At 51.5% G+C, this 12,043-nt stretch carries 13 protein-coding genes; 6 read left to right on the top strand and 7 right to left on the bottom strand.

Features of this window, described 5'->3' with window-relative positions:
• The first annotated feature begins 212 nt into the window (after nt 1-212).
• On the top strand, nt 213-1,613 hold the full coding sequence (gene ltrA, locus KP014_RS26565) for a group II intron reverse transcriptase/maturase (RefSeq protein ID WP_036589107.1): 1,401 nt from the start codon (nt 213-215) through the stop codon (nt 1,611-1,613).
• Nucleotides 1,614-1,719: 106 nt separating this feature from the next.
• Here the strand turns inward: ltrA and KP014_RS26560 are convergent, their stop codons facing one another.
• On the bottom strand, nt 1,720-2,658 hold the full coding sequence (locus KP014_RS26560) for a substrate-binding domain-containing protein (protein WP_036587962.1): 939 nt from the start codon (nt 2,656-2,658) through the stop codon (nt 1,720-1,722).
• A 138-nt stretch (nt 2,659-2,796) separates the two neighbouring features.
• Here KP014_RS26560 and KP014_RS26555 point away from each other — a divergent pair, with 138 nt between their 5' ends.
• Nucleotides 2,797-3,651 carry a sulfite exporter TauE/SafE family protein gene (locus KP014_RS26555; protein ID WP_090834646.1) on the top strand — a complete coding sequence of 285 codons (855 nt, stop codon included), beginning with the start codon at nt 2,797-2,799 and terminating at the stop codon, nt 3,649-3,651.
• On the opposite strand, the gene KP014_RS26550 is transcribed toward KP014_RS26555, so the two are convergent.
• Nucleotides 3,623-4,192 carry a guanylate kinase gene (locus tag KP014_RS26550; RefSeq protein WP_036587960.1) on the bottom strand — a complete coding sequence of 190 codons (570 nt, stop codon included), beginning with the start codon at nt 4,190-4,192 and terminating at the stop codon, nt 3,623-3,625. The two genes, KP014_RS26555 and KP014_RS26550, sit on opposite strands and share 29 nt — an antisense overlap.
• Nucleotides 4,193-4,266: 74 nt before the next feature.
• Entirely contained in the window at nt 4,267-4,716 is a 450-nt protein-coding gene (locus tag KP014_RS26545; RefSeq protein WP_036587959.1) for a GNAT family N-acetyltransferase, read from the bottom strand.
• 177 nt (nt 4,717-4,893) lie between these two features.
• On the opposite strand from KP014_RS26545, the gene KP014_RS26540 reads away from it, so the two are divergent.
• Nucleotides 4,894-5,346: a MarR family winged helix-turn-helix transcriptional regulator gene (locus KP014_RS26540; protein WP_036587957.1), complete on the top strand. Its 453-nt coding sequence runs from the start codon at nt 4,894-4,896 to the stop codon at nt 5,344-5,346.
• Nucleotides 5,347-5,476: 130 nt separating this feature from the next.
• Here KP014_RS26540 and KP014_RS26535 read toward each other — a convergent pair whose 3' ends face one another.
• Nucleotides 5,477-6,034 carry a GbsR/MarR family transcriptional regulator gene (locus KP014_RS26535; RefSeq protein WP_036587955.1) on the bottom strand — a complete coding sequence of 186 codons (558 nt, stop codon included), beginning with the start codon at nt 6,032-6,034 and terminating at the stop codon, nt 5,477-5,479.
• Between the two features lie 252 nt (nt 6,035-6,286).
• Here KP014_RS26535 and KP014_RS26530 point away from each other — a divergent pair, with 252 nt between their 5' ends.
• Genes KP014_RS26530 through KP014_RS26520 form a run of 3 tightly spaced genes read left to right on the top strand, consistent with a single transcriptional unit; the run spans nt 6,287 to nt 9,224 of the window.
• Nucleotides 6,287-7,483: a quaternary amine ABC transporter ATP-binding protein gene (locus KP014_RS26530; protein ID WP_036587953.1), complete on the top strand. Its 1,197-nt coding sequence runs from the start codon at nt 6,287-6,289 to the stop codon at nt 7,481-7,483.
• Entirely contained in the window at nt 7,483-8,316 is an 834-nt protein-coding gene (locus tag KP014_RS26525) for an ABC transporter permease (protein ID WP_090834648.1), read from the top strand. Before KP014_RS26530 ends, KP014_RS26525 begins: the two co-directional genes overlap by 1 nt.
• 14 nt (nt 8,317-8,330) lie before the next feature.
• Nucleotides 8,331-9,224, top strand: coding sequence for a glycine betaine ABC transporter substrate-binding protein (locus KP014_RS26520; protein ID WP_246590591.1), 894 nt, complete (start codon nt 8,331-8,333; stop codon nt 9,222-9,224).
• 84 nt (nt 9,225-9,308) lie between these two features.
• On the opposite strand, the gene KP014_RS26515 is transcribed toward KP014_RS26520, so the two are convergent.
• The 3 genes from KP014_RS26515 to KP014_RS26505 form a co-directional block, all read right to left on the bottom strand.
• The gene (locus KP014_RS26515; protein ID WP_216700424.1) at nt 9,309-9,884 is read right to left on the bottom strand and encodes a CDP-alcohol phosphatidyltransferase family protein; all 576 of its coding nucleotides are present in this window, start codon (nt 9,882-9,884) and stop codon (nt 9,309-9,311) included.
• 127 nt (nt 9,885-10,011) lie between these two features.
• Complete coding sequence (locus tag KP014_RS26510; RefSeq protein ID WP_036596169.1) at nt 10,012-11,481, bottom strand: DUF4179 domain-containing protein; 1,470 nt, start codon at nt 11,479-11,481, stop codon at nt 10,012-10,014.
• 20 nt (nt 11,482-11,501) lie between these two features.
• Nucleotides 11,502-12,011 (bottom strand): RNA polymerase sigma factor, encoded by a 510-nt coding sequence (locus tag KP014_RS26505; protein ID WP_090834649.1) that lies wholly within the window; start codon nt 12,009-12,011, stop codon nt 11,502-11,504.
• Nucleotides 12,012-12,043 lie beyond the last annotated feature (32 nt).

Below are 12,043 nucleotides of genomic sequence, written 5' to 3'. Positions count from 1 at the left end.
AAATGTGGCAGATGGATGAGGGGAAGGTTATCGCTCTTACCCGGGGAGATCTCACAGACGCCCGGTAGGAAAAAAAAAAAAAAAATCCGAAAGACGGAGTAAAGCTTGCTGTGAGAAGTCAGCAGAGGCCATAGTACCGGGAAGTTTTTTTTTCTCGGGAAGGGCCGAACAATCGTAAGTCTCGAGTACATACAGGAAGGAGAGTCGGCGCGATGAAAGCAGAATACCGAAAGGGCTGCCCGCAAAGGGAACGTGTGGAACATGAAGAGTATGCGGGAGCGCGGAGTGCCGGCATTCGGGAAAGTAGAGAAAGAGACGGTGCAACAGACTTGCTGGAACAGATTCTGGACAGAGACAATCTGAACAGAGCCTACAAGCAGGTCAAACGCAACCATGGAGCGCCTGGAATCGACGGAATGACCGTAGAAGATGCGCTGCCATGGCTGCAGGAACATAGAGACGAGCTGTTGCAAAATATCCGGGAAGGCCGATACAAGCCAAGCCCGGTACGGCGCAAGGAAATTCCCAAACCCGATGGAAGTGGAGTACGGAAGCTTGGCATACCCACAGTCGTGGACCGAGTGATCCAGCAGGCGATCGCCCAGCAGTTGCAGCCGCTGTTTGAGCCGCTCTTCTCAGACGGAAGTTACGGCTACCGCCCTGGGCGGAGCGCGCAGCAGGCCATCCGTAAGGTGAAAGATTACGCGCAGCAAGGCTATGGTCACGCGGTAGAAATCGACCTTTCGAAATACTTCGACACACTGAACCATGAACTGCTGATGAATCTTTTGCGCAAACAAATTCAGAACAAGCGTGTAACCGAACTGATTAAGAAATATTTGAAAAGTGGGGTTATGGAGAATGGGGTGCACTGCAAAACGGAGGAAGGCTCTCCGCAGGGAGGCCCTTTATCTCCGCTGCTCGCGAACATCTATCTGAACGAATTCGACCAGGAGATGAACAGACGGGGAGTGAACGTTATCCGGTATGCGGATGACATCGTGGTGCTAGCCAAAAGCAAACGGGCAGCGACGCGGCTTCTGGAGTCTTGCCGGAAGTACCTGGAGAACAAATTGAGACTCCAGATGAATATGCGGAAAAGCAAGGTAGTCAGCGTAGTGGCCCGGAAGTATTTCAAATTCCTTGGTTTTGCCCTGGGAAAGAACAGAAATGGGGTGTATATTCGCGCCCATGGGCAATCCCTCGCAAAAGCAAAGAAGAAGCTGAAAGAACTAACGAGCCGCAGTCAGGGCAGGAATGTTCGCCAAGTCATGGAGAAAGTGAAAGTCTACATTCGCGGATGGATCGGCTACTACTATGTAGCCGACATGAAACGGATATTGAAAAGCTGGAGCGAATGGCTGCGAAGACGCCTGCGGATGTACATCTGGAAACAGTGGAAGAAGCCGAGAACCAAGGTACAGAACCTGCGCAAGCTGGGGATACCGGAATGGCAGGCTTACCAGTGGGGGAACTCCCGTCTGGGGTACTGGCGCATCGCCGGAAGCCCGGTGCTGTCTCGTTCCATAACAAACGAAAAGCTCGCACAGGCAGGATATTATGACTTTCCTGCGCAGTACGAGCGTTTACGTCAATTGCACTTAAACGGTTGAACCGCCGTATACCGAACGGTACGTACGGTGGTGTGAGAGGTCGGCTACTCAGTTAATGGGTAGCCTCCTACTCGATTTGGTTAAGAAACACGGCCTCTTTCAAGCTTCACACCTCTCCCACAATCTCCCCGCAGCGCGAAGTATCGTAGCCTCCTAGCCCGCTTACTTCATGCTTGAATTCGGGCGACCGCAGAGTTGCCAGGAGTGCCTGGAAATGCGGCTTGTCCATATCCTCCTTGTAAAAGACAAGATCGTACCGCTCCTTCTTGAGCGGGATGAAATCGACGCCGGACACCTGCTGCGCCGCTTTCTCCGTTCCGATCCCCACATCGGCAATTCCCCGCGCGACGGCGCTTGCCACGGCGATATGGCTCATCTCTTCATGCCCGTAGCCCTGAATGGAATGGGCATCTGCGTTCATACTGCGCAGCCATTCGTCCAGCATGATGCGGGTTCCCGAACCTTTTTCCCGATTGGCAAAGAGGATTCCCGGTTCCAATAGACTCTCCCAGGAGCGCATATTCTTCGGGTTGCCGGGAGCGACATAGAATCCCTGATTGCGGAACACCAGATTAACGATTACGCACCGGTGCCCGGGCAGCAGTCTGCGGACGTAAGGAATGTTAAATTCATCGGTTTCACCATCCCATAAATGAGCGGCGGCGAGATTCGCAGTCCCCCGGTAAAGAGAGAGAAGCCCGTCAAGACTGCCGACATAGGAACGCAGGGAGCGGATGGAGGGGTTTCTTTTTTCAATATGCCGGGAAAGCACGTCAAGAACAATATCCTGGCCGCATATGATGAGTCCATGATTATCCAGAATCAGCTTCTCCATGGAAACCGCCGGCGCTTCGGGCTGATGCTTTGGAGCAGCATAGGAAGGGCGGGTGTATGCTTCCAGATCGGATGGAGCGACCCGCAGTTTTTTTCCGATCCGATAGGAGGGAAGCTCCCCTCGTTTGATAAGATCATACACGGTGCCTTTGGAAATTTTGAGAATTTTGGAAACCTCTTCGGGTGAATAGGATAGGGTGTTATCGGACATGTGGAAGATCACCTCGTCAATATTCGTTCAAATGTTGCTCTTGTCAATTATTATAGGCTAGGATACACTTTTTTTAAATCCGGTTTTGTTATGTTTCGTGGCGTTTTGTTCGATTTTGTGAGAGAGGAGCCGTTTTTAATGAATGAAAAAGGAAAAAAATCACTGCTTGCATTGCTAACAGGAACGCCAATCGGCTGCCTGGGCGGGTTAATCGGACTCGGCGGGGCGGAATTCCGTCTCCCTGTGTTGGTAGGTTTGTTCAAATATTCTACACGGCAGGCAGTTGCGTTCAATTTGGCCGTCAGCCTGGTTACCCTGATCTCCTCGCTGGCTTTTCGTCTTCCTCAGGCTCCGCTTAAAGAGCTGACGGCCATCCTGCCGGTCATTGCCTCTTTTATCGCCGGGGGGATGATTGGCGCATACACGGGGGCGAACTACTCCAAGCGCTTGTCCGAGCGCACGCTCGAGAAAGTTATTCTCATTCTGCTCGTCTCCATTGGCGTATTGCTTGTTGCGGAAGGCTTCTCTCCAGTTGTCTCCAGCGGAATTCCGATGCCGCTGACGGTTGCCATTCTCGTTGGGATTGCTTTTGGGATAGGAATCGGTATTGTGAGCAGTTTGCTCGGGGTTGCCGGAGGGGAATTGATTATTCCGACTCTGCTGCTCGTTTACGGGGTGGACATTAAGATAGCGGGCACCGCCAGCGTCCTAATTAGTCTGCCGACGGTGGTGATCGGGATGATCAAGCATGCTTCCAATGGGGCGTATGCGGAGAAAAAAGAGTGGAGGGAACTGGTCTTTCCGATGGGGCTCGGTTCGATTCTGGGTTCGTTCATAGGCGGCCTTTTAATCGCTTATATTTCTTCCAGCTTGTTGAAATTGGTGCTGGGCTTCATTCTTATCCTGTCTGCCATCAAGATGTTTACAAAAGCACTCAAATCCGCACGGGTAAGCAGTGTAGTCGTTACGTCTCCCGCCGATGGGAAGCAATGATTTCCCGCACGCGCTTCAGCGTCTCCGCGAAATCGGTTCCGTCGTTATTCCACAGGACGGCGTCTGCAGGCTGCATATAGGCTTCGGTAAGCTCCTGCTTACGGGCCTTGCGCAGCCTGTTTGCCCTTTCAGCCGCATCTCCGTCTCTTTCAACAAGCCTTCTGGTGAGAGAGGCGAGGTTCGCTCCGATGTAGACTGCGAGGATATGCTCTGTGTAGCGCTCTTTAAGCGCAAGCACGCCGGCAAGATCCAGGATGATACTGGCATCCACCGGACCGGCTATAGCTTCCTCGATGCTGGAACGCAGCGTTCCATACCATTCTCCGTTATATTCGGTCCACTCGATCAGCTCCCCGCACGTCATTTTCTCGCGGAAGCTCTCTTTGTCCAGGAACAGGTAATGCACGCCATCAATTTCATTCGCCCGCGCAGGGCGGGTCGTTGCTGTGATGATTCTGGGAAATCCTGGGGCCGTCAGCTGCCGCTGAATTTCGGTTTTGCCGGAAGCGGACGGACCGTACAGCACAATAATGCGTCCCAATGCCAACACTCCTTTTTAGAGAATAGGTGCAAAAGCTCATAAGGAGATTTATAAGCCAGATAGCGGGAAAAAGACTACTCTCCCGCCGACAGAAGCATTTCGATATGCGGAATTCCATCTTCCAGATAGACGTCCGACACCGGCTCGAAGCCGAAGGAGGCGTAGAAGTCTCTGAGATAGGCCTGCGCATGGATCTTAATGCGTGTTTCCCGCAAGCTGTCTCTGACAAAATCCAGCCCCCTGCCGAACAGTTCTCTGCCGAGGCCCGTTCCCCGGAGCTTCGGATCGACGATGAACCGGCCGACGGACGCTTCGGGGTAAGCCACGCCCGGGGGCAGAATGCGAAGGTAGGCGATAATCTCGCCTTGGTCCTCCAGGAACAGATGATGGCAGGCCGGGTCCTTGCCGTCTACTTCGGAATAAGGGCAGTTCTGTTCAACGACGAAAATGTTGGTTCTTGCTTTCAAAATATTATACAGCTCCAGATTGGACAGCTCGTCAAATGCCTTCAGATGCCAGTTCATCAGCGCTCACCTCGTAAAGTCTTGGGATTTCAGGCCGCAGTTCAATAATTGCCGCATCCGCTTCTGGCTTTCCGGTTCGGATCGGGTCATAATGGAACCAGGGATGTCTTAATGTCTATTAGTATAAGTCTATTTTGTTGTATTTACAACAAAATACCGGAAATAGGAGCGTTGAAATTGAGAGAGATTTTACGTGAAATCGGGATGATTGCCAGGGCGTTCGACTCAATCAGCAATATCGAATTCAAGGAATTGGAGCTTACGAAGGGGCAGTATTTGTACCTAATCCGCATCTGCGAGCAGCCCGGGATGATTCAGGAGAAGCTTGCCGAGATGATCAAGGTGGACCGTACGACTGCAGCGCGCGCCATTGCCAAGCTGGAGCTTCAAGGGTTGATCGAGAAGCACAACGATCCGGACAACCGAAAGATCAAAAAGCTGTATCCCACGGCTAAAGGGGAAGAAGTCTATCCTTTTTTGAAAAGAGAATCGGACTATTCCGACCAATCGGCCCTGGCGGGCTTGTCCGGTGAGGAAATCGAAACTCTGTACAAGCTCCTGAAGAGGGTAAGGAGGAACGTGGAGCAGGACTGGGAATATGTGAAAAAAGGCAACAAGCGAAGCTATTAGGCTGTCCGCGCCTGCCTTCGCTTGCCCGGAGAGGAACAGCCAAAAGCGGCAGGCAGCGGCACCCTGGGCAAAAATAAAGACGATGGCAGCCTCACGGCCAAGCTCCATCGCCTTCGTCCGAAAGGGAATACTATTCTTCTTTCGGAATTAGTTCAAAAATTTTGCCGGTTTCCAGAGCCACGATCAGCTTCAGCAGCCAGCGGTAATATTTTATCGCGTCTTCGATTTTGTCCTCATCCTTGCTCAGCAGAGCGGCCAGCGCTTCATCCTCGCTGTACTCTTCTTTAATCGCCCGGATCTCGCTTAAGGATCTAGACAGGGCGTTCATGTTGCTTTCCACCGCTTTTCTCCACTTAATCGAGAAATAATCGCTGAAATTCTGGTACCAGTCGGATGAGGCCTCGAACAAATCCTTCCGTGTTCCTTTCCCCCATACCTTATCGATCATCTTCAGATCAAGCAGCGTCCGCACACCCGTACTCATGGACGTCTTGCTCATGCCCATCGATTTGCTCAGCTCGTCCAGCGTAACCGGACCCTGCTTGAAATACATATATCCGTACAAATGGCCGATGGACAGAGTAACGCCGTACAGATCCATGTTCTTGCCGATGGAATCGATGACGCGCTCCCGGGCCTTGCTGATTCTCTCTATTTGCTCGGGCGCCAGCCCTTCTAAATCATTCATGCCGTCCCTCCTGCAGGAAGCTTTATAACTGCACAATCTCTCCTAGTGTATTGTAATCACATCCCCCAATGAAGTAAAGAACCCAAACCGGAAAGGAATTTGGAGTAAAACAGAGTATTCTTTATGAAAAGTACGTAAAGTAAAAACTGTACGTTAAATTATAACGGTATATGCGCTTTGCTTCTCTTTCCGGTCGTCCGTTAGACTGTAACGAGTGAATTGACCCGGAAAATACGGGAGAAGGAGGTCCATATGCCTATACTTGAAGTGAAGCTGCTTACGAAAATATTCGGTCAGGACGCCCGCAAAGGGCTTGCGCTGCTGGAGCAGGGCTGGTCCAAGGAAAAAATCGCTAAGGAAGCCAAGCTGACGGTCGGAGTGAATCAGGCCGATTTTCATATTAAAGAAGGAGAAATATTCGTCATTATGGGTTTGTCGGGCAGCGGCAAGTCGACGCTTGTCCGGCTGCTTAACCGGCTGATCGACCCTACGGCGGGACAGGTCTTGTTCCGTGGACAAGATGTGGTCAAGATGAATGCCGAAGAGCTTCGTCAGTTCCGCCGCAAAAATATCGGTATGGTCTTCCAGAAGTTCGGCTTGTTTCCGCACCGGACGGTGCTCGGGAATGCCGAATACGGGCTTGAGGTGCAGGGCGTCGATAAAAAGAAACGCAGAGAGCTGGCGCAGCAGGCGCTGGAGCTGGTCGGACTTGGCGGATGGGAGAACCATCGTCCCGATCAGCTTAGCGGCGGGATGCAGCAGCGGGTCGGTCTGGCCCGGGGCCTTGCGAATGATCCGGACATTCTGCTGATGGACGAGGCGTTCAGCGCGCTTGATCCCTTGATCCGCAAGGATATGCAGCAGGAACTTCTGGAGCTGCAGGACCGGGTGAAGAAGACGATTGTCTTCATTACGCATGATTTGGACGAGGCGCTGCGGATTGGCGACCGGATCGCCTTGATGAAAGACGGCGTTATTGTGCAGATCGGTACGCCAGAGGAAATTCTTATCCAGCCTGCCAACAAATATGTGGAGCGGTTCGTGGAGGACGTGGATTTGTCGAAGGTACTCACCGCGGCCCATGTAATGAGGCAGCCGGAGATGATCCGGCCCGAACGCGGACCGCGCGTCGCGCTGCAGCTGATGCGCGACAGCGGCGTGTCCAGCCTGTATGTGGCTGACAAGGATATGAAGCTCTTGGGCGTGATTACCGCCGATGACGCCGCGCGGGCGCTTAAAGAGCAGCAGTCGATTACCGATTGTCTGCGGCGGGAAATCCCGCAGGTTCGTCCGGACACACTGCTGAATGATTTGTTCGAGCTTATGGCGGAGTCGCACTTGCCGCTCGCCGTGATAGATGAACAGGGCCGTCTGAACGGCATTGTCATCAAAGGAGCCGTGCTGTCCGCCCTTGCGGGCAATGCGGTGCCGGAAGGAGGGCTTGCCTGATGAATATTCCGAAACTGCCGCTCGGCAGGCTGGTGGAGAAGCTGGAGGAATGGCTGACGCTATATTTCGGTCCGGTCTTTGACTTCATCCATTCCGTTATCGGAGGGATGGTAGAGGGGATTGAAGCCGTACTCACCTTTCTGCCCGCACTGGTTGTCATTCTGCTAATAACGGCGCTTGCTTATTGGATTGGAAAATGGCGGCTTGCGCTGTTCGCGCTGATCGGGCTGCTGCTCATCGACAATCTTGGGCTGTGGGGGCCTTCGATGCAGTCGCTTGCGCTCGTGCTGGCGGCATCCGTGCTGGCCGTACTGATCGGTGTGCCCATCGGTATTCTATGCGCGCAAAGCGGAAAGGCAAGAAATATCGTCACGCCTGTTCTCGACTTCATGCAGACGATGCCCGCCTTCGTCTATCTGCTTCCGGCGGTGTCTTTTTTCTCGCTGGGCGTTGTTCCGGGTGTGATCGCTTCAATTATTTTTGCCATTCCGCCCACGATTCGCCTGACGAATCTCGGCATTCGCCAGGTCTCTTCGGAACTGGTGGAGGCCGCCGACGCATTCGGCTCGACACCGAACCAGAAGCTGTTTAAGCTGCAGCTTCCGATTGCCATGCCGACCATTATGGCCGGGATCAATCAGACGATCATGCTGTCTCTGTCGATGGTCGTCATCTCGTCCATGATCGGCGCGCAGGGGGTCGGAGCCTATGTATACCGCGCCGTGTCCCAGGCCAAGACCGGCGCCGGCTTCGAGGCGGGACTCGCGATTGTCGTAATCGCCATCCTGCTGGACCGCATGACGCAGAACGCGCTTAAAATCAAGCACAAATAGGAGGATTTACATTAATGAAAAAGAGAAATCGCCGAAAGTTTATGTCCATTACCCTGCCTTTGCTCCTGCTGGCCGCCGTTATGCTGGCAGGCTGCTCGTCCTCGTCCTCGGGGAGCGGTTCGCAAACCGTCAAGCTGGCTTACGTGGCCTGGGATTCCGAAATTGCCAGCACCTATGTTGTCAAGGAAGTGCTGGAGTCGAAGCTGAACAAGACGGTTGAGCTGCTTCAGGTTGACGCAGGGCCGATGTTCGCCGGGGTAGCGGGCGGAAGTGCGGACGCGATGGTCGCAGCCTGGCTGCCGAGCACGCATGCTTCCTACATGGAGAAATACGGAAAAGATCTGGAAGATCTGGGCGCCAACCTGGATGGAACGAAAATTGGACTGACGGTTCCGGCCTACATGAAAGTGGATTCGATTGAAGATCTGAATGGCAGCGCGGTCGCAGATTCGCTGGATCATAAAATTATCGGCATCGAGCCGGGCGCGGGCATTATGTCGGCAACGGAAAAAGCGCTGAAGGATTATAAGCTGGACGGTTATACGCTGGTGGAAAGCTCGTCGGCGGCGATGGCGCAGGAGCTGCAAAAGGCCTATGACGCCAATCAGCCGATTGTCGTAACCGGCTGGACGCCGCATTGGATGTTCGCCAACATGGACCTTAAATATCTGAGTGATCCCCAAGGCGTGTACGGCGGCGATGAGCAGATTCATACATTAGCCCGTAAAGGTCTGAATGACGATCAGCCGGATGTTCACCAGTTCCTGGACCAGTTCCAGTGGACGCCGGATGATATGGCGCAGGTTATGATAGCCATTCAGGGCGGACAATCCCCGGAGGAAGCGGCCAAGGCTTGGGTTGAATCCAACCCGGACAAAGTCATGAAGTGGATGGCGGGTATTGAGTAAGTTCGCCTGACGGGATGCCCGGCGACAAGAACATATGTTGTTAAGAGCCTTCAGGAATGAAGGCTTTTACGCCTATCACACGTCTCATGATTTAATCCTCTTCCAGTTAATACAGCCTGTATCCCTTGATAGCTCTTTAGATTTTATATTTATAATCAGTTCTTCGATTGCTGAAAAACTTGCCAATCCACAAAGTAAACTTGAGGTTATGGTTAGTCCAAATATACTATACAGAAATGGGAAGCAGAATAGCATAAGCCCTGTTGCCTTATTAGCATATGTATGTATGAAAGATAAAGCGTGGTATTTTACAAATCCAATTATCAATGACCCTATGCGAATAAGAGCAACGGCTCCGATCCAGCATAATATCCATAACGGAAGATGAAGAATCGGAAGAAAGACAGACAGTGTAACACCTATGAAAATTGCATCTGCGACACTGTCTATACTTGCACCTAATTGACTGGTGCTTTTTGTCTTTCTCGCTATATATCCATCAAGAGCATCGCTTGCGCCACATACGATATAGAGGCCAAAAAATAGAGCAGATAACGGTTTTACAAACAACAGTATCACAGAGCAAATTAGCCGCATCACTGTGAGAACATTTGGTATATGTTTTATTATTCTATGAAAGTGAAATAATTCGCTTGGCAAAGTCATACTCCTTTTAACGACAGCTTCTAAATCACGAAATTCTGCATTAGGTTTACATCAGGTATATGCACAACCAGTTACCTTTATTATAAACGTTAACGCGATGCCGTTTAAATAACTTTAGCCCCTAATTCTTCGAGTACAGCTCTACGGCCTGTGTGTCCCAAATCGGATTTATAAACTTCTCAATCGGTATGGTCAGAGGCTGCGGATAATTCTTGGCATCTTCTCCAAAGTTATAACGAATCTCGTTCACCGCCGTACCATCCTTTGACCTAGAGACGCCGAAGCTGCCTGATGGCGCTCTTTTGTGTACTTTACCCTGCGCATCGGTGAAGCTGTCGGCCAGCCAGGTATAAGTGTTCAAATATTGGGCATTGTCAATCTTTTGCCGTAACAGAATTTCTCCAGCTTCCGGATTGCTCTCTGGCGTGGGCTCGACAAGTTCAAGACCGCTTCCCGGCGCTTCAATAATCTGTTTCTTGACTAGATCGACAACAATTTTCATCTGATCCTTATCGACAGCCGAAATGCCGAATGTTTTTAATGTTACGGAGTCTGGCTGGCTGTACTGGCTGTTCTTGAAAACCAGCGTGGCCTTGGAATCATCCGTGTAGACTTCGGAATTGTCAGATGTGATGATGCCGGGGTAATATAATTTTTCGGTAGTGTCCCCTTTTTTACCGATCAGAACAGGATTAATCAATTGGAAAATTCGTTTCTCGTTGTTCTTATCATACTCTAAATCCACATAGGTACCCATCGGGGTATACAGTACTTGACGCACGTTGATTTTTTGTCCGTCTACGGTCAAGGTGCGATTGGCAGACAATGTATGCTGCTGGTCTTTGAACATGTCGGGATCGAGCTCGAACGCAACATCCAGATCAGTCCGGTACTTGCTGTTGCTGGAACCGCTGGAAGCGAGCGCCTCCTCTGAAGTCTCGGTAAGAGCAACGTTGAGGTTCACCTTTTTCGAATATTGAACTGATGGCGAAAGGTTGGTGGAGTATATAAAATCTACGGATTGGCCCGCCGGGATCCGGCTCTCGCTGCCCAGCATATCTAATGATGTGCCTTTATGCGGATACGGGTCCTTAAAGGCTCCAAATTGAAGCGAGAAATCTGCGTGTATTACTTCTTTGTCCGTATTATTATGGACACTGTACAGGACAAACACTTTTCGGCCATCCGTAACAGCGCCGGCCACATCGACACGGTAACCTTTGTTTTCCGCGCTCTGGCGAACCGGCTTTACGAGATTCTGTTCCAGCGCGCTTGCAAGTGAAGGATCTAACCTGTAGCTCAAGCGGTACTCTTTGAAATTGTCCCAATTTTTAGTGCTGGCCGTTTGCACTGAATGTTCAGCAACTTCCTTTGCCGGTAATCCGATGAAAGAGAACGTAATCAGAACTGCGGCCGCTGCGGCTATGGCCACACCCACTCCATATGAATAGATGCGCCGCTTCTCGCGCTTCTTCCCCCGCATTATTCCACCTCGCATAGCGTTATAGATTTTCATTTCCTGGAACGTATCGGCGTGCCGGTTCACTTCATGAGCATTCTGATGCAGAATGCGTTCTTCTTTTTCTATCATTTCATTCGCCTCCCGTATGTCTACAGATAATTCCGAAGCTGCCTCAGTCCTTCGCGCAGCCAGGTTTTGATCGTGCCTTCGGGTTTTTTCAGCACCTTTGCAATTTGGGCGGTTGTCATGTCCTGGTAGTATTTTAGGATCACGGCATGCCGGTATCGCGGCTTCATCCGATTCATCGCCCGTTCCAGGTCGATCCGTTCGTTGCTTTTCATTTCCTGCGCCGCTTCCTCCACCAGCTTCTCGGCTGGAAACATGCGCTTTTTGCGCCGGAGTTCATCCATGCAGCAGTTGATGGTAATCCGGATCAGCCAGGGCGTAAAGGATTGCTCGTCCTTAAGCTTTTTGCGCTTCATCCATGCCCGGCATGACGCTTCCTGCACCACTTCCAGCGCGTCCGTTTCCGTTCCCAGGTAGCTGAAAGCGATCACGTACATTTTGCGGTGTTCGACGTACAGCCGTTCAAAAAAAGTTTCTTCATCCATCAGCGCAAAATCCTCTAATCTGACCTCGTCCATTGTATTTCCCACCATTCACCACTCCCCCTTTTTATAATTAGTGTTGG

This window comes from Paenibacillus sophorae (assembly GCF_018966525.1).
In the GTDB taxonomy this organism is placed as follows: Bacteria; Bacillota; Bacilli; order Paenibacillales; family Paenibacillaceae; genus Paenibacillus_AQ; species Paenibacillus_AQ sophorae.
Note: the sequence above shows the minus strand (reverse complement) of the source record. Positions and strands in the feature narration are given on the sequence as shown.